This window comes from Rhizobium sp. P40RR-XXII, assembly GCF_012641405.1.
GTDB lineage: Bacteria > Pseudomonadota > Alphaproteobacteria > Rhizobiales > Rhizobiaceae > Rhizobium.
The window spans coordinates 69,618-86,883 of the sequence record NZ_JABAII010000022.1; the positions used below are offsets into that span (position 1 = coordinate 69,618).

Annotated in this window: 18 protein-coding genes, 1 tRNA gene and 1 pseudogene; 9 read left to right on the forward strand and 11 right to left on the reverse strand. The window is 60.2% G+C overall.

Going from position 1 to position 17,266, the window contains the following annotated elements; all coding sequences use genetic code 11:
- Window positions 1-32: 32 nt before the first annotated feature.
- The 5 genes and pseudogenes from HGP16_RS29300 to HGP16_RS29315 all read right to left on the reverse strand — a co-directional run.
- A pseudogene (locus tag HGP16_RS29300) lies at window positions 33-296 on the reverse strand (zincin-like metallopeptidase domain-containing protein); the annotation flags it as partial.
- 103 nt (window positions 297-399) lie between these two features.
- Window positions 400-1,392, reverse strand: coding sequence for a tyrosine-type recombinase/integrase (locus HGP16_RS29305; RefSeq protein WP_168843505.1), 993 nt, complete (start codon window positions 1,390-1,392; stop codon window positions 400-402).
- A complete protein-coding gene (locus tag HGP16_RS29310) occupies window positions 1,389-2,090 on the reverse strand; it encodes a tyrosine-type recombinase/integrase (protein ID WP_246705630.1) in 702 nt (233 codons plus the stop codon). Before HGP16_RS29310 ends, HGP16_RS29305 begins: the two co-directional genes overlap by 4 nt.
- Window positions 2,091-2,119: 29 nt before the next feature.
- Complete coding sequence (locus HGP16_RS34265; RefSeq protein ID WP_246705631.1) at window positions 2,120-2,326, reverse strand: hypothetical protein; 207 nt, start codon at window positions 2,324-2,326, stop codon at window positions 2,120-2,122.
- Window positions 2,323-3,414 (reverse strand): tyrosine-type recombinase/integrase, encoded by a 1,092-nt coding sequence (locus tag HGP16_RS29315; protein ID WP_246705632.1) that lies wholly within the window; start codon window positions 3,412-3,414, stop codon window positions 2,323-2,325. The genes HGP16_RS34265 and HGP16_RS29315 overlap by 4 nt, the downstream gene beginning before the upstream one ends.
- Before the next feature lie 373 nt (window positions 3,415-3,787).
- Here HGP16_RS29315 and HGP16_RS29320 point away from each other — a divergent pair, with 373 nt between their 5' ends.
- From HGP16_RS29320 to HGP16_RS29335, 4 genes are all read left to right on the forward strand, one after another.
- Window positions 3,788-4,879 carry an alkene reductase gene (locus tag HGP16_RS29320; protein ID WP_168843470.1) on the forward strand — a complete coding sequence of 364 codons (1,092 nt, stop codon included), beginning with the start codon at window positions 3,788-3,790 and terminating at the stop codon, window positions 4,877-4,879.
- Between the two features lie 30 nt (window positions 4,880-4,909).
- A complete protein-coding gene (locus tag HGP16_RS29325; protein WP_168843471.1) occupies window positions 4,910-5,500 on the forward strand; it encodes a TetR/AcrR family transcriptional regulator in 591 nt (196 codons plus the stop codon).
- Between the two features lie 83 nt (window positions 5,501-5,583).
- Window positions 5,584-5,871 (forward strand): YciI family protein, encoded by a 288-nt coding sequence (locus HGP16_RS29330; protein WP_168843472.1) that lies wholly within the window; start codon window positions 5,584-5,586, stop codon window positions 5,869-5,871.
- A gap of 3 nt (window positions 5,872-5,874) precedes the next feature.
- Entirely contained in the window at window positions 5,875-6,483 is a 609-nt protein-coding gene (locus HGP16_RS29335) for a DNA-3-methyladenine glycosylase I (protein ID WP_168843473.1), read from the forward strand.
- Here the strand turns inward: HGP16_RS29335 and HGP16_RS34615 are convergent.
- From HGP16_RS34615 to HGP16_RS29350, 3 genes are all read right to left on the reverse strand, one after another.
- Window positions 6,434-6,928 (reverse strand): zincin-like metallopeptidase domain-containing protein, encoded by a 495-nt coding sequence (locus HGP16_RS34615; protein WP_312867351.1) that lies wholly within the window; start codon window positions 6,926-6,928, stop codon window positions 6,434-6,436. The genes HGP16_RS29335 and HGP16_RS34615 overlap by 50 nt on opposite strands.
- Window positions 6,929-7,187: 259 nt before the next feature.
- Window positions 7,188-7,263, reverse strand: a tRNA-Ala gene (locus HGP16_RS29345).
- Window positions 7,264-7,414: 151 nt separating this feature from the next.
- The gene (locus tag HGP16_RS29350; RefSeq protein WP_168843474.1) at window positions 7,415-7,795 is read right to left on the reverse strand and encodes a TIGR02300 family protein; all 381 of its coding nucleotides are present in this window, start codon (window positions 7,793-7,795) and stop codon (window positions 7,415-7,417) included.
- 272 nt (window positions 7,796-8,067) lie between these two features.
- On the opposite strand from HGP16_RS29350, the gene aroA reads away from it, so the two are divergent.
- The 4 genes from aroA to rpsA all read left to right on the forward strand — a co-directional run bounded on the left by aroA (window position 8,068) and on the right by rpsA (window position 12,199).
- Window positions 8,068-9,423, forward strand: a complete 1,356-nt coding sequence (gene aroA / locus HGP16_RS29355) for a 3-phosphoshikimate 1-carboxyvinyltransferase (RefSeq protein ID WP_168843475.1) — start codon at window positions 8,068-8,070, stop codon at window positions 9,421-9,423.
- Window positions 9,424-9,480: 57 nt separating this feature from the next.
- The gene (locus HGP16_RS29360) at window positions 9,481-9,651 is read left to right on the forward strand and encodes a hypothetical protein (RefSeq protein WP_205926733.1); all 171 of its coding nucleotides are present in this window, start codon (window positions 9,481-9,483) and stop codon (window positions 9,649-9,651) included.
- A gap of 29 nt (window positions 9,652-9,680) precedes the next feature.
- Window positions 9,681-10,313, forward strand: a complete 633-nt coding sequence (gene cmk, locus HGP16_RS29365; protein WP_168843476.1) for a (d)CMP kinase — start codon at window positions 9,681-9,683, stop codon at window positions 10,311-10,313.
- Between the two features lie 182 nt (window positions 10,314-10,495).
- Window positions 10,496-12,199, forward strand: coding sequence for a 30S ribosomal protein S1 (gene rpsA / locus HGP16_RS29370; RefSeq protein WP_168843477.1), 1,704 nt, complete (start codon window positions 10,496-10,498; stop codon window positions 12,197-12,199).
- A gap of 102 nt (window positions 12,200-12,301) precedes the next feature.
- On the opposite strand, the gene HGP16_RS29375 is transcribed toward rpsA, so the two are convergent.
- The 3 genes from HGP16_RS29375 to HGP16_RS29385 form a co-directional block, all read right to left on the reverse strand.
- Complete coding sequence (locus tag HGP16_RS29375) at window positions 12,302-13,972, reverse strand: hypothetical protein (RefSeq protein ID WP_168843478.1); 1,671 nt, start codon at window positions 13,970-13,972, stop codon at window positions 12,302-12,304.
- A gap of 233 nt (window positions 13,973-14,205) precedes the next feature.
- Window positions 14,206-14,832, reverse strand: coding sequence for a ribonuclease D (locus HGP16_RS29380; RefSeq protein ID WP_168843479.1), 627 nt, complete (start codon window positions 14,830-14,832; stop codon window positions 14,206-14,208).
- A gap of 96 nt (window positions 14,833-14,928) precedes the next feature.
- Window positions 14,929-15,759, reverse strand: coding sequence for a MerR family transcriptional regulator (locus HGP16_RS29385; RefSeq protein ID WP_168843480.1), 831 nt, complete (start codon window positions 15,757-15,759; stop codon window positions 14,929-14,931).
- A 221-nt stretch (window positions 15,760-15,980) separates the two neighbouring features.
- On the opposite strand from HGP16_RS29385, the gene HGP16_RS29390 reads away from it, so the two are divergent.
- The gene (locus HGP16_RS29390; protein ID WP_168843481.1) at window positions 15,981-17,252 is read left to right on the forward strand and encodes a 4-aminobutyrate--2-oxoglutarate transaminase; all 1,272 of its coding nucleotides are present in this window, start codon (window positions 15,981-15,983) and stop codon (window positions 17,250-17,252) included.
- The last annotated feature ends 14 nt before the right edge of the window (window positions 17,253-17,266 follow it).

Consider the following 17,266-nt stretch of genomic DNA (forward strand, 5'->3'; position numbering starts at 1 on the left):
GCATCCTGCTGCTCGGCCTTGCCGCTGAACTGGTGCAAGAAATCCACGGCCCGCTGCGCATGGGCGGCGGCGGTGAAGATGGCCCGCTTGTCGTCCTTCAGCACCTTCAGCCAGTTGCCGATATAGGCGGCATGATCTTCGCGCACTTCCGGCGTGATGGTGAGATCGGCGCAAAGAAACGCCGCGCCAAGCTCGGCAACCAGTTCCTCCGTCGCATAGCCTTCATCGCCCCACCGCTTGCGGCCAAGTTCACGGTCCAGCCTCTTCTTTTGCTTGGTCCAGTGGACGTTATTATGCCGATATCGGCATAACACGCATTATGCCGTAAGCCGGATTATGCCGCATGGCCGATTTTCTACGCGGTGGTAGCTGGTTCGGCCATGCAGCAGTTCGGCATAATCAGAGCGGTTCGAGGAATGCGAGCAACTCGTCGCTGGGGCGATACCGCCCCGGATGCGTTTCCGGTCGGGCGACTTGCGAGAGCGCCTTTTCCTTCAACCGCATATCGGCGTGGATATAGATCTGAGTTGTTTCCACGGATTCGTGTCCGAGCCATAGTGCGATCACGGATTGGTCTACGCCGTGATGGAGCAGTTCCATCGCTGTGCTGTGCCGCAGCGTGTGCGGCGTAACACGTTTGCCTGCGAGGCTTGGGCTGGCGCGCGATGCCGCGAGGCAGTGCTTGCGCACAAGATGTTCCAGCGCATCACGGCTGAGCCGCTCGCCCTGAATCGAAGGGAACAAGGGACTGTCGCTGTCATGACGCTCACCAATCCAGCCCTGAATCAGTTTTGCCGTATCGCGACGAAGAGGCGTGCTGCGTTCTTTTCGCCCCTTGCCGACGCACCGGATATGAGCCCCGACACCAAGGACCACGTCCTTGCAGCGCAGATTGATCATTTCGGACGCCCGCAACCCGGTCTGAAGCGCAAGCAGCAGCAGGGCGTGATCACGCCGTCCCACCCAGGTTGTTCGATCCGGCGCAGCCAGCAGCGCTGCTATTTCCTCGGCGTCGAGGAACGTCACGCTTCGCTTCACGTACCGCTTGCTTGGCATCGAGAGAATGCGCTGGCTATGGAGGAGCCAGGTCGGGTCGGTCATCGCGACATAGCGGAAGAATGAGCGGATGGCAGCCAGGCGCGTATTGCGGGTCCGTGCCGTGTTACCGCGCGCCGTTTCCACATGGGTCAGGAAGTCGGCGACAAGATCGGCGTCAAGATCTTCGATCGTCAGCTTCGTGGGCGGCTTTCCACACCGTGAACTCGCGTTGCGGATCAGCAGCCGGAATGTGTCCCGGTAGCTGGCGATGGTGTGGTGGCTTGCCTCCATCTGTGTGCAAAGCCGATCAGTGAAGAAGCGCTGGATCAGTGCCGGGAAGCTTGTTGCTTTCATTGCCTCCCCTCCGCCGCACATGTCATCCGGGCGGAAGCCAATTCCAACAATTCCGGGACCGCCTCCAGATACCAATAGGTATTGGCCGGGCTCGCGTGCCCGAGCCAGGTTGTGAGTTTGATCATCTCGCGGCCCACATCTTGGTCGGATCGATACCAGTTCAGCATCGTCCGGACCGCGAAGGTGTGGCGAAGGTCATGGATGCGCGGCCCACGCCCATGGCGCCCGTGAACCTGTGTCGGCCTCAGGCCAATCTGCTGACAGACCAGCGCGAAGTTATAGCGCGCGCCGCATTCGCCAAGACGATGCCCCTCGCACGTGACGAATAGGGCTTGCGATCTGCGCCCCAATAGCCGGTCCCGCTCCCGCCCATAGCTTTCCAGTTGTTGCACCACGGTTGGATCCAGGGGCAATACTCGTTCCTTGCCGAGTTTGCCGTACCGAACACGAAGGACGCCAGATTCGACATCGAGATCAGCGTGGTCGAGACGCAGGGCTTCGTTGATCCGAAGACCAGTCACGGCGATCAGGCCGAAGAGCGTCGAGCAGGTCAGGCCGCGTATGCCGTAGACGGATGGCAACGTTCGGGCATGCTCGATAATCGCAATGATTTCAGCGTCGCTGTAAATGTGTGGATGCTTTCGTTGAACACGACCAGGCACCAACCCTTGGGGCGGGACCTCGTGCCGTGGATCCATACCATGCAACCACGCGGCAAACTGGCGAGCTACCCGGAAGCGAGCCCCCGTGTTCCGGCGCCGGCGGAGGGGAGACTCTCGAGCCAGCGCATGACCAATCTTGTGTCGACGTACTCCGCGCGATCGTTGTCGGCAAAGACGGCGAAGCGGCGCAATATCCGTTCGTCTGTAGTCAGATCGGCGCCCAGCCGCCTTCTCACACTCAGGTAGCGGTGATGTTCGGCAAGGAAGCTCATCGTGCTGCCTCCACGACCGGCCAAGGCTGGGCAATGGAGCGAAGGCCATCCGTGTCAAGCTTCGCATAGATCATCGTCGTTGCGCGCGATCGATGCCGCAGAAGATCGCCGATCTCCTCCAGCGAAGCGCCGGATCGAACCATGTGCGTCGCCAGGCTGTGGCGCAGAACATGCGATCCGACATACGGTGTCGGCGGCTTCACGCCCGTCGCCGCGAACGCTTCCCTCAAAATCATATTGATGATCTGGCTGTCCTTGAACGGGCGGTTCGGCGCCCGATGGGTCACGAACAACGTGCGGGTTGTCGTCGATGTTCGCTCCTCGCGTAAATATCTGCTGATCGCTTCGCCGACATCTGAGGGAATTGGCAGCCGATCATGACGTTGCCCTTTTCCGCGAACCAGTAGCTCGCCGGAACGCCAGTCGACGTCATCGAGCTGGATCGCCATGACCTCGGGCGCGCGCAGGCCAAGCCTGGCCATCAATAGCAACATGGCGTGGTCGCGCGCGCCTCGCCGCGGATTGGTTCCCACCGATGCCAGCACAGTCTCCACTTCATCGGGGGACAGATATCGTGGAAGTCTGGCGCCCCAGGGTTTGCGCACCCTGGGCACGCAGAGCGAGAGGTTTGTGGTGGTGAGCCCCTGGGCGAACAGATACTGGAATAAACTGCGGAGGTGCGTGGATAACGTCTTGTCGCGGTATGGGGTCTTGCGTGCGATGACATGCTCCATGAACGCCACGACATCGCGCGCGCTCAGCACTGTGAGATCGAGCAGTTGGTCTCCGAAGCGGTGATCGAGAAAGCGGGCTGCGAACCCCAGCACATGATCGACGGAACGAGGGCTTAGGCCGCGTTGCCCCAGAAGATAGGATTCAAAGTTGGCCAGCAATTGCTGGCGTTCGGCTTTGGCAGGCGTCAAGGCTGGTCGTGTGGCCACTCCGATTTCAATAAGATGCGCGACGAACAGCCTGGCAAGATTGGGGATCTTGATCTGGCTTTTCGGCGTGGTCGGCAACCCACATCCCAACTCGACAGCAAGGTCCGGCGTCAACGCCGACGGTGCAATGCCCTCGGCCTCCAGCAAATTAGCGAAGCGCCGTAACAGATGGCGATAATGCTTCAGCGTTGCCGTTTTGTAGTTCTTGGATGCGAGACTTGCCTCAAAGGACGCTAAGTAAGGATCGAGGCAGGTAAACTGATCGCATGTGTCCATCATTGTGCTCCTGGTTGGTGGAGCAACAATTTTCCCGTCAAACCTCTAATTTAACTCGATACCGGCCTTTGCTGACCTGGCCGATATACACGACAGACGGCAGGCTCATGCTGGTTGGCGACGGCCGGACTGTCTTCCTCGGCACATTTCAGCGGGGAAGAGATATGAGCGTTGACAGATTAGGACAATTGACCTAATCGTTGCGCTAGGACAGTTGACCTAATTCGATTTGAGGGAAGAATTAATGGCCGCAGATCTCTTCAGTGCCTTTCAGCTTAATGACTTGACGCTTTCCAGCCGCATGGTCATGGCGCCGATGACGCGCAATCGTGCCGATGGCAGTGGCAACGTGACGCCGATGATGGTTACGCACTACCAGCAGCGAGCCACGGCTGGACTGATCATCTCGGAGTCTACCCCTGTTTCTGCAGAAGCCGTCGGTTATCCCTACACTCCTGGTCTTTTCGCCGATACGCATGTGACCAGCTGGCTCCGACTGACCAACGCGGTGCACTCCTCCGGGGGCCGCATTTTCGTGCAACTGCAACACTGCGGTCGGATTTCCCATCCGAGCCTCCAACCGGAAGAGGCCGTCCCAGTCGCGCCGTCGCCGGTTCGTCCATCCGGCAGGGCAATTACATATGCCGGGATGCAGGATTTTGTGACACCGCGCGAACTCATGCTCGAGGAAATTCCAGGCCTCGTCGCTCAGTTTCGACATGCCGCGGAGTTGGCAAAGCGTGCGGGATTCGATGGAATCGAGATTCACGGAGCGAACGGATACCTGATCGACCAGTTCCTGCGTGATGGCAGCAACCGGCGAGGTGACGCCTATGGCGGCAGTGTCGGCAATCGTATGCGACTGCTGAATGAGATTCTCGACGCCGTCAGTGAGGTTTGGCCCGCAAGGAGGATTGGTGTGCGTCTGACACCAGAGAACAGCTTTAACGCCATGGTGGATTCCGACCCGCAAGCTCACTTCGAGTACATTATCCGGGAGCTTGGCACTCGGGGCCTTGCGTATGTCCACGTGCTTCAGGGGGACATGTCAAAAAGATCGTCCGCGGTTGACTATCGGGCTCTGCGGTCGTGTTTCGCTGGCACATACATCGCGAACAACGGCTATGACTTGGACCTTGCAAAACAGACAATCGCAAATGGCGATGCCGATCTCGTGGCATTCGGCCTGCCCTTCCTCGCCAACCCTGACCTCGTAAGGCGTTATCGGCAGGGGTTACCGTTGAATACGGCTGATCCGGCGACTTTCTATGGCGGGGACGACGCCGGATATACTGACTATCCGTTCTTCACGGGCGAAGAGGCCTCCGCTGCCTAAGGCATCCGAAGACCAACAGGAGGCACTACGATGGCAAATCGAGCGACACGCGAGGAGATTGTCGGCGTAGCGGACGATCTGTTCTACCGCAGGGGATTTGAGCACACATCCTTTGCAGACATCGCCGAGCTCGTGAAGATATCACGCGGCAATTTCTATCACCATTTCAAGACGAAGGACGACATTCTCGAAGCGGTAATCCAGAAACGCCTGGCTGATCGCAATGCGATGTTGGAGCGATGGGAGATAGAGGGCAAGACACCGGTAGAGCGGATCTCCAGCTTTATCGATATCCTCATCGTGAATGGGGATAAGATCAAACTGTATGGATGCCCGATCGGAACCTTAACGAGCGAGCTTGCGAAGTTGAACCACGCAGCTCGGGCAGACGCCGGCGGATTGTTCATGCTGTTCCGGACGTGGCTTCGCCGTCAGTTCGTCGCACTCGGCCGAGAAGCAGATGCGGATGTGCTTGCCATGCATCTTCTCTCCCGAAGCCAGGGCGCCGCGACCCTTTTCAATGCCTTCCAGGATCAAGACTTCGTTCAGCGCGAGGTTGATCAGATGAAGGACTGGTTGAAGGATATCGCGGCCGAGGGCTTCAAAACTGACCGGGGATAAGCTGCCTCGAACAAAACCGGCGACGCGTCATAGCGCGGCGAGGCCTTTCTCATTCCATCACAGCTCAAAAAACGGGACAGATCATGTTTATCGTATTTCTCAGATTTTCGGACAACAAGACGCAGGCCGCCCAATTCCTTGAGGGACACAATGCCTGGATCAAAAGAGGCTTCGACAGCGGGACTTTTCTTCTTGTAGGCAGCCTCCAGCCGAACGCGGGCGGGACACTCCTCGCCCACAATATTGATCGGAAAAGCCTTGAGGCGTTGGTTCAGGAGGATCCTTTCGTAGCAGAGCGTGTGGTCAGCGCCGAGATCCACGAAGTGACGCCGGGCCGCGTTGATGAACGGCTTATTTTCCTGAAAGGGTAATCGATGAGCGGAACTGTCCTGGGTCATGACGGGCGGCCGCGCTGCCGCTGGTGCGCGGCCGCACCGGAGTTTCTTCATTACCATGACGCCGAGTGGGGCTTTCCGGTCTCCGACGATTTTCGTCTTTTCGAAAAGCTCTGCCTCGAAGGCTTTCAGTCGGGTTTGAGTTGGCGAACGATCCTCGCTAAGCGCGAGAACTTCAGGTCTGCCTTTTGGGCCTTCGATTTCAACCGCATCGCACTATTCAACGACGTCGACATCGAACGACTCTTGAGGGACGAGGGAATTGTACGCCATCGTGGCAAAATCAATGCGGTCATCAACAATGCGAAGCGTGCGCAAGAGCTCGTCAAGGCGGAGGGCTCTTTCGCCACCTACATCTGGCGCTTCGAGCCGCGACGGGAAGATTGCGCCAAACCGCAGACTGCATCGACTTCCGCAGCTTCAATTGCGCTATCGAAAGATTTGAAAAGGCGTGGGTGGTCCTTCGTGGGGCCAACCACCGTCTACGCTTTCATGCAGGCGATGGGGCTCATCAATGACCACGTCTGGGAATGCGAGATCAGGGCTTCGGTCGAAGAAGCGAGAGCGGAATTCCAGCGCCCAGTGTAGCCAACGGAAAGCAAACCGGGTTCTTACCGCTTGTAGCAATTATGCCGACCATCGAGGCGTAGTTGGTGTTCAATTCCAATGCCGTTCTTATCAGATTCGGCATAATCCGGCTTACGGCATAATGAATTTGTTCATGCGCCAGCGTGGCGTAGTAGCTTTCGGCGTCCTTAAAAGCCTCGAAGGGCGGGAGCTGAATCCGATCATCGCTCTGGCTGTAAAACGCCCGGTTGCCGCCGTGGCGGATGTCTGCGCCGGTCGCGGCAAAGAAGATGTCCGCGCCGTCAATTCGCTGTACCGGATCGAGAACCGGCACGGACGGCACCGTGTATTGCTCCGGCAGACCCTCTATCTGCTCGACATTGAACACGGTGTAGCCCTTCATATAGGGAATATCGCGCTCGATCTCCTCGCCGCCTATGAGACTCAAATCAAAAAATTGGAACAAGAAAAGCGGGTTCTGACAAAGCGGACGACGAATTTCACTAAGCCGGCGGCCGGATTCAAAGAAACTTATCGAACCGCGATGGAATTCTTGGTAAGCCCTTGTAAACTATGGGCTTCCGAGCATCTTCGGGACAAAAGACTGGTGCTTCGGTTAGCGTTTTCAGGAAGGTTGCCCTATCTCCGAAATGAGGGCTATCGAACCGCAGAAAGTAGCTTGCCTTTCAAGGCGTTCGCATTGATTTCAGGCGGTAGAAAAGGATTGGTGGAGCTAAGCGGGATCGAACCGCTGACCTCTTGCATGCCATGCAAGCGCTCTCCCAGCTGAGCTATAGCCCCATCAAGGTGGTGCCGTTTGACCGGCCCTGGGCCCTTCCGAGCACTTCGCCCGTCGGGGTGGCGGCTTATTACTTCTGGTTTTTGCAGATAGCAAGCCGAAAAATTCGGCCCGGGAAATTTTTCTTAGTTACCGGGCCGACTGTCTTTGAAATCAGACGTCGTCTTCGTCGCCGGTGACGCCGATAATGTCGCTCATATCGTCATCGTCTTCATCTTCGTCGGCTTCGAGGAAGGTATCGTCGTCATCGTCGCCGATTTCGACATCGTCATCGCCTATATCCGGAATATCGTCGCCGCTTGCCGCTTCGTCGGCATCCTCGAGCGACACCAGTTCGACTTCGGTGTTTTCGGTATCGACTTCGGCCACTTCCTCTTCTTCTGGAACTTCCTTCGAAGCGGAGGTTTCCTCGAAGAAGGACAAGGGCCAGGATTTGCCGGTATAGGGCGAGATCACCGGATCCCGGTTCAAGTCATAGAACTTCTTGCCGGTATCGGGGTCGGTACGTTTTGTTCCAAGTTCCGCTTTCGCCACTGTCAAAGCCTCATGAATGGCCGAATGAAAATTCGGCAATGCCGGGGAAGCCGGCGTTTTAAGGGAAATATCAGCCGGTCCCCTTAATCGTTGCGGCCGTTTCTGTCAAAGCTAAACTTCATGCCGCTTCGCACGCGGTTTCACACATTGCGGGATGACGGGGCGGCGCGCCTGTGCTAACCAGCCAATGTGAACCGCAGAACATCTGGCCAAGGACGATAGCAGCCAGCACAGAATGCGTAGGGAATATCGGCATCGCAAAGGAATTGCCCATGCCGCATGACACTCTCCCGCGTCCAGCTGTGGCACGCCGCTCGGCCGGTCTCTTTGGTACGATCCGCATTCCCGGCGACAAATCAATTTCCCATCGCTCCCTGATGTTCGGCGGCCTTGCTTCGGGCGAGACCCACATCACCGGCCTGCTCGAAGGCGAGGATGTCCTTAATACCGGCAGGGTCATGCAGGCGCTCGGCGCCGCGATCCGCAGGGACGGCGACGCATGGATCGTCAGCGGCACCGGCAATGGCGCGCTGCTGGCACCGCAGACGCCGCTCGATTTCGGCAATGCCGGCACCGGATCCCGCCTGACCATGGGCCTGGTCGGCTCCTACGATTTTAAGACCACCTTCGTCGGCGATGCTTCGCTTTCGAAGCGGCCGATGGGGCGCATTCTCGATCCGTTGCGCCGGATGGGAACGCAGGTCAGCGCCGCCGCCGGCGACCGGCTGCCCGTCACGCTGCATGGGCCACGCGTAGCGAGCCCCCTCACCTATCACGTGCCGATGGCCTCGGCACAGGTCAAATCCGCCGTGCTTCTGGCGGGTCTCAACGCGCCCGGCATCACGACCGTCATCGAGCCGGTCATGACCCGCGACCATACGGAAAGGATGCTCGTCGGCTTCGGCGCATCACTTGCAGTCGAAACCGACGCCGCCGGGATCCGCACCATCCGCCTCGAGGGCCAGGGCAGGCTCGCGGGCCAGACGATCGACGTTCCCGGCGATCCCTCGTCCGCCGCCTTCCCGCTGGTGGCGGCCTTGATCGTGCCCGGCTCCGACATCACCATCTGCAATGTGCTGATGAACCCGACGCGTACCGGCCTCATTCTGACGCTGCAGGAGATGGGCGCGGATATCGAGGTCATCGATCGGCGCGTGACGGGCGGCGAGGATGTTGCAGACCTGCGCGTGCGCTCCGGCGCGCTCAAGGGCGTTACGGTGCCGGCCGAACGCGCGCCGTCGATGATCGACGAATATCCCGTGCTCGCGGTCGCGGCCGCCTTTGCCGATGGCACGACGATCATGCAGGGGCTGGAGGAGCTCCGGGTGAAGGAATCCGACCGGCTCTCGGCCGTCGCCGAAGGATTGAAGCTCAACGGCGTCGAGTGCAGCGAAGGCAGGGATTCACTGACGGTTCAAGGCAGGCCTGATGGCAAGGGCCTGGGCAGGTCCAGCGCAGGCGCGGTCAAGACCCATCTCGATCATCGCATCGCCATGAGTTTCCTCGTGATGGGGCTTGCCAGCGAGCATCCGGTTTCGGTCGACGATTCCGCCATGATCCCCACCAGCTTTCCCGATTTTTTTGCTATGATGACAGGATTGGGCGCGACGATCGAAGCCGGGGGCTAATGGACCTGCGCTGCCCAGGGCAGTGGAAGATGCGCCGCCGGACTTCATCGCAGCCCGATGGAAGGCGTTATCGGCATTGAAATCGATATCGAGACGATTGACGGCAAATGGAAGGTGAGCCAGAACCGGCCGCTGGCTGACCGACGGGGCGTGGCCGAAGACCTCGGAGCGCTCGATCGTACGGAGGCGGCGGAAGCGGCCGAAGCGGTGCGTCGCTACAGCAAATAACGAGAGACCGCGTAGGGACGGAAGAAGACATGATCATCGCCATCGACGGGCCTGCGGCCGCCGGCAAGGGAACCCTGGCGCGCCGGATCGCCGAGACTTATGGTTTTCATCATCTCGATACCGGTCTCACCTACCGCGCGGCCGCCAAGGCTCTGCTCGATGCCGGATTGCCGCTCGACGACGAAGCCATTGCCGAGGCGATGGCGCGCAAAGTCGATCTGGGCGGGCTAGATCGGACCATTCTGTCCAGGCACGAGATCGGCGAGGCTGCCTCGAAGATCGCCGTCATGCCGGCCGTCCGCCGGGCTCTGGTGGAGGCTCAGCGCCGTTTTGCCGGGAAGACGCCGGGTGCCGTACTCGACGGCCGCGACATCGGCACCGTCGTCTGCCCGGACGCGCCGGTGAAGCTCTATGTGACGGCGTCCGTCGCGGTCCGCGCAAGGCGGCGCTACGAGGAGATCGTCGAAGCCGGTGGCAGCGCCGATTACGACGCCATATTCGAGGATGTAAAACGGCGCGACGAACGCGACATGGGCCGCACCGACAGCCCGCTGAAGCCGGCTGAAGACGCATACTTGCTAGATACCTCAGAAATGAGTATAGAAGCGGCGTTTCAGAAGGCAAAGTCGATCGTCGACACCGCTCTGAGCCGAAATGCCTGAAAATATGAGCGGCTTTCGCGCGCCCCGCGCCCGGAACCGCCGATTTCAAATAGCCTGACATTCCGTCCAAGCGCCGGATAGCTTTCCTGGAAGGGAAGGCGGACTGGGGTCAGGCCCATTTAACGCGAACCACCGGCGCGTCAGTGTCCAGATTGCATGATCAGGACACGCCAGGAGATTTTATGTCTGTAACTTCCCCCTCTCGCGAAGATTTCGCGGCCCTTCTCGAAGAATCCTTCGCCAAGAACGATCTGGCTGAAGGCTATGTCACCAAGGGCATCGTCACCGGCATCGAAAAGGATGTCGCGGTCGTTGACGTCGGCCTCAAGGTCGAAGGCCGTATCGCACTGAAGGAATTCGGTGCGCGCGCCAAGGACGGCACGCTCAAGGTTGGCGATGAAGTCGAAGTCTACGTCGAGCGCATCGAAAACGCGCTTGGCGAAGCTGTTCTCTCGCGCGAAAAGGCTCGCCGCGAAGAAAGCTGGATCAAGCTCGAAGCCAAGTTCGAAGCTGGCGAGCGCGTCGAAGGCGTCATCTTCAACCAGGTCAAGGGCGGCTTCACCGTCGATCTCGACGGCGCTATCGCCTTCCTGCCGCGTTCGCAGGTCGACATCCGTCCGATCCGCGACGTGACCCCGCTGATGCACAACCCGCAGCCCTTCGAAATCCTCAAGATGGACAAGCGCCGCGGCAACATCGTCGTTTCGCGCCGTACGGTTCTGGAAGAGTCCCGTGCCGAGCAGCGTTCTGAAATCGTTCAGAACCTCGAAGAAGGCCAGGTTGTTGACGGCGTCGTCAAGAACATCACCGATTACGGTGCGTTCGTTGACCTCGGCGGCATCGACGGCCTGCTGCACGTCACCGACATGGCATGGCGCCGCGTGAACCATCCGTCGGAAATCCTGTCCATCGGCCAGCAGGTCAAGGTACAGATCATCCGCATCAACCAGGAAACCCACCGTATCTCGCTCGGCATGAAGCAGCTCGAAAGCGATCCGTGGGATGGCATCCAGGCCAAGTATCCGGAAGGCAAGAAGATCTCCGGTACCGTCACGAACATCACCGACTACGGTGCGTTCGTCGAGCTGGAGCCGGGCATCGAAGGCCTCATCCACATCTCGGAAATGTCCTGGACCAAGAAGAACGTTCACCCCGGCAAGATCCTGTCCACGAGCCAGGAAGTCGAAGTCGTCGTTCTCGAAGTCGATCCGACCAAGCGTCGTATCTCGCTCGGCCTGAAGCAGACGCTGGAAAATCCGTGGGCAGCATTCGCCCGCAACCATCCGGCTGGCACCGAAGTCGAAGGCGAAGTCAAGAACAAGACCGAATTCGGCCTGTTCATCGGCCTCGACGGCGATGTGGACGGCATGGTGCACCTCTCCGACCTCGACTGGAACCGTCCGGGCGAGCAGGTCATCGAAGAGTACAACAAGGGTGACGTCGTCAAGGCCGTCGTTCTCGACGTCGACGTCGAGAAGGAGCGTATCTCGCTCGGCATCAAGCAGCTCGGCAAGGACGCAGTCGGCGAAGCAGCCGCTTCCGGCGACCTGCGCAAGAATGCAGTCGTTTCCTGCGAAGTCCTCGCAGTCAACGACGGCGGCATCGAAGTGAAGCTCGTGAACCACGAAGACATGACCTCGTTCATCCGCCGCGCCGATCTGTCGCGTGACCGTGACGAGCAGCGCCCTGAGCGTTTCTCCGTCGGTCAGGTTGTCGACGCTCGCGTCACCAACTTCTCCAAGAAGGACCGCAAGATCATGCTGTCCATCAAGGCTCTGGAAATCGCAGAAGAGAAGGAAGCCGTCGCTCAGTTCGGTTCTTCCGACTCGGGCGCTTCGCTCGGCGACATCCTGGGTGCGGCTCTGAAGAACCGCAACGCCGAATAATCTTCGGTAGAAGCCTGGCAACAAAAGACCCGCCGGAGCGATCCGGCGGGTTTTTCTTTGTCGGTTTAGCCGCACCTATACCGCCGGCCGTTTCGAGGCAGCCTATTCCCAGGCCACCATGCGGCGGTAGAAATCGAAAGCGTGGTCGTGCAAGGGATCACGCAACGGCTGCGGCAAGGCAAGCTGTTCCGGCCCGGCCTCGTCAAGGGGAGGAGAGATAAGCCCTGCGTCCGCTTCGTCGGAAGCCTCTTCGGCCGCCTTCGGCGCCGTTTCTTCCGCTTGAGCTTCATCCTTATCCTGCTGCTGGGCGGCCTCTTCGCCTTGAGCGTCTCCGCCCTCTTCATCGTCAACCGGATCGACGCGATCGAGCAGCTTCGATTGGCTGTTCTTGACGGGGACGTCGGCCGGCAGATAGTTCGCCACGACAAAGGGAACGCCAAGCGGCAGAGGCGTGGACATTCCCGCCTGCTCCGCGGTCTCATACATTGCCATCGACGCTGTCACCGACGACTGTGGCCTGCCGGAAAGTACCGTGGCGGTGGCGAGCGCCTCGGTACTTTCCGGCAGCGATGCGGGGCTGGCCAATGCCGATGCCGAGCTTCTAGCACTTGCATCGATGGACGGCGGTTGTGATGGCGATTGCGTCGTCATATTGGCCGTCAGAGCCTGCGCGATGATCTTCTCGACGGAAGAGGCGGGATTGCTAATGATCTGCTGCAGGTCGGAACCGGTTGCCATCGCGGGCGGACTGATGACAACCTGCAGCCCCTCTTTGATATCGGCTTGAATCTGCTGGATATCGCGCGGCGTCAGCGGCGATCTGATCAACCCGATTTCCGTCGGAAGGTCGGCTTCGTCAGCGATCGCGCCCAGCAGTATTCCTACGGCCAGATCATCGACAAGAGAGGCAAGCTGTGAGGCCGGGGGCGGACCTGCGGCAATGCCGCCGCCGTCAACGACCGTCGCTTGCGGGGCCGCGGCCGCTGGGCTTTGTGCGATCGGCTGGGACGGGGCCGGCTGGGCAGCAACCGATGCGGATTGAGTGGGAACATCCGGTTGGGGCGTCTGCAGCGGCAGGGTCGCAGACTGGGCTGCGAACGGCATTGGCACGGACACCGGCTGAGCAGCCATTGTCGTGATCGTAATCGTCACCGTGGAAGGCAAAGGCTCTTCTGCGGCGGCCGCAAGAGCCATTGCCAGAGTGGCCAGATCGGCCGCTCGCTGCAGCGGGGTTGAGGCCGGTACCTGCGGGACTGAGACTTCCATCCTGCCGGCATTCTGGCCGTAGGAATTGACGACTGCCTTCAGCACGGCGTCGGGTTCGGCTGCCGTTGCCTGCTCCAGGCTGAGAGCCAGCTGGACCGCCTGCGGGGCTTCCGGGTCTTCCAGTGCCTCGGCCAGAAGCGGCAGCGGCACCCGCATGTTCGTCTGCGTATCCATTCGCTGCTGGGCGACGACGAGCTGCTGTGGCGTCAGGCTGCGGATGGCAGCGGCGACGCGCTGCGCATAGGCGGCATTGTTCTCGCCCGGTTCACGTGAAACATTCACCACCTGGCTGGCCGCGTCGATGGCGGATAGCAGGCTATCGAGCATCCGCTCGCGGGCCGCAACCAAGAGCATGTTCAGCTTGCCCTCGACGCTGGCGTTGATCGTATTCGATAGAACGGCCAGCGGTGTCGCCGCGGTCTGGAGCCCGGAGATCTCCGCTGTCGCAACGATCGGCTTTTCAATAGACGCACCCACGGCGGACACGGCAGCTACGGGAAGCAACATGACATGCTCCTTTGTCTGGCAAGGCGACGATGGAAGCGGGAGGCAGGTTCAATCAGGGTCCGCTCATGCGGCCGGTGGGTCTTCGAGCGCCGGATAACCGGAAGAGCGAAACGCGAACGCGTCGGGCTGGAAGCCACGTGGAAAGATAGCAGCCCGCTTCTTAACAGATTGCTAAATAAAAAGGCCAACTTTCGCGGCACTGGCCTGTGGATTTCTCCCGCCGAACGAGCCGATCAGCTATGCGCGAAGATATCCGCCTCTTCCCAGCCGAGAAGATCGAGCTTGGCGCGCGTCGGAAGGAAGGCAAAGCAATCATCCGCATAGTCCATGCGGCCGTCGCGCAGGAGGCGCTCCGTCAGCTTGGCGCGAAGCGCATGGAGATAGAGCACGTCCGAGGCGGCATATTCGAGCTGCGCCGGCGAGAGCGTGTCCGCCGCCCAGTCGGACGACTGCTGCGCCTTGGAGATATCGACATCGAGCATCTCCTTGAGATTGTCCTTCAGGCCATGGCGATCCGTATAGGTGCGGCAGAGGCGCGAGGCGATCTTGGTGCAGAAGACCGGCGTCGTGGTGACGCCGAACGTATGGAACAGGACTGCGATGTCGAACCGGCCGTAGTGAAAGATCTTCTGGTGTGTCGGGTCGGCGAGCATGGCGACGAGATTGGGCGCTTGCTTCTGGCCAGCGGCGATACGGATGACATCGGCAGTGCCATCGCCCGGCGAAAGCTGCACGAGGCAAAGCCGGTCGCGGCGCGGAACGAGGCCGAGGGTTTCGGTGTCGATGGCAATGGCGCCGGTGTAGCGGGCGGCATCCTCAGTGGAAATATCACCTTCGTGATAGCGGATGGTGGCAGCCATGAAATTCTCCCGGCCCTGTCTTTCAGAGTTCGCTTTTCGTCCGTTCTATAGAACAGACAGGGCGATAACGATACCGGATAACGATACGAGCGCCGCTCAAAATGTCGGCGGCGTGTTGATCCAGAGCAAAATGGTCTCGCCATCGTGCCGATTGCGCCAGGAATGATAGCGACGGCTTTCGAAATAAAGGGAATCGCCGGGCAGGAGATCGAAAAACTGGTCGCTATCGAGCACCAGCTCCAGACGCCCGGTAAGGACATGGATGAACTCCTCGCCATCGTGGCGATAGGCGCCTTCGCTCGCGGCACCCGGCGCAAGCACGAAGCGATGGCAATCCATCATCGTCCTTCCCTCGGCAAGCAGTTGGACGGTGACGCCGGGAGTCGTCTCCGGCCAGGCACGCCATTCGCCGGACCGGATGAGCGCAGGAATGTCCTCGCGCTCTTCGCCCGACAGGCGCGACACCGTCGTGCTATAGTATTCCGCCAGATCATGGAGCGTCTTGAAGCTGACGCCCTGTGAGGTGCGCTCCAGGGTGGACAGCGTCGAGGACGTCATGCCCATATCGGCGGCGACCTGCTCCAGGGTTTTCCCTGCCGCATGGCGCAGCGAGCGAAGCCGGCGGCCGAGATCCGAGGATGCTGATTGTTCGCCATTCTCAACGCTCGGCGCATTCCCCTCCTCCGTCTCCAGCGCCTCACGGATAGCCGCCGGATTGAGGCCGCGCTCGGCGCGAAACCACGAAATGCGCTTCAGCCGCGCCACGTCCTCGGGGCTATACTGGCGGTGCCCGGTCTCGGAGCGGGAGGGCACGACCAGGCCCTGGCTTTCCCAGAGCCGCAGGGTGGAGGCCGATACGCCGGCAAGACGCGCCGCTTCCGCCACCTTATAGCGCACGGGGTAGCGCTCTGGCTCGATGCTGCTCATTTGCCAATATCCCTGATCTCTTGTCTTTCGATCCGTCTAGCATGGATGAAGCGCTTTATCGCACCTTAAAAACTGCACGGCGCTTCATGCCGGCCTTTGGCGCCTTCTTCACAGCCGTACAAAATCCCGCTTGAAATCTTGCAGGAAAAATGTAGGAGTTTTGTAAATAAGTTGCAGAACTTCTGCAAGATAATTCGAAATTGCTTCTGGGAGCAACTGCCATGACCTTGACCGAGCGGAAGAATGCCGCCATTTCCCGCGGCGTCGGCATGACGACGCAGATCTATGCCGATCGCGCCGAAAATGCCGAGATCTGGGACAAGGAGGGGCATCGCTATATCGATTTTGCCTCCGGCATCGCCGTGGTGAATACCGGCCATCGGCACCCCCGCGTCGTTGCCGCCGTCAAGGAGCAGCTCGATCGCTTCACCCATACCTGCCACCAGGTCGTGCCCTATGAGAGCTATGTGCATCTGGCCGAGCGGCTAAACGCGATCGTTCCCGGCGATTTCGCCAAGAAGACGATCTTCGTGACGACGGGTGCGGAAGCGGTCGAGAATGCCGTCAAGATCGCCCGTGCCGCCACAGGCCGCTCCGCCATCATCGCCTTTGGCGGCGGCTTCCACGGCCGTACCTTCATGGGCATGGCGCTGACCGGCAAGGTCGCGCCCTACAAGGTCGGCTTCGGCCCGATGCCGGGCGATGTCTTCCATGCGCCCTTCCCCGTGCCGCTGCATGGCGTCAGCGTCGAACAATCGCTGGCGGCGTTGAAGAAACTTTTTGCCGCCGATGTCGATCCGCAGCGCGTGGCCGCCATCATCCTCGAACCCGTACAGGGCGAAGGCGGCTTCTATCCGGCGCCATCAGCCTTCATGAAGGCGCTGCGCGAGATCTGCGATCAGCACGGCATTCTCCTTGTCGCCGACGAGGTGCAGACCGGCTTTGCGCGCACCGGCAAGATGTTTGCGATGGACCACCATGAGGTCGCGGCCGATCTCGTCACCATGGCGAAGAGCCTCGCCGGCGGCTTCCCGCTCGCCGCCGTCACCGGCCGCGCCGAAGTCATGGACGCACCGGGACCTGGCGGCCTTGGCGGCACCTATGGCGGCAATCCGCTTGGGGTCGCCGCTGCCCATGCCGTGCTCGACGTCATCGCCGACGAGGGCCTGTGCGACCGGGCCAACCAGCTCGGCGCGCGCCTGAAGCAGCGGCTGGAATCGCTGCGCGACAAGGTGCCTGAAATCGTCGACATTCGCGGCCCAGGCTTCATGAACGCCGTGGAATTCAACGACGTGACGACCAAGCTGCCGAGTGCCGACTTCGCCAACAAGGTGCGGCTGATCGCGCTCGACAAGGGCCTGATCCTTTTGACCTGCGGCGTCCACGGTAATGTCATCCGCTTTCTGTCGCCGATCACCATTCAGGACGGCGTGTTTAGCGAGGCGCTCGACATTCTCGAGGCATCGTTGCTGGAGGCAAGTGCCTCCCATTAACGGACGCGATCCAC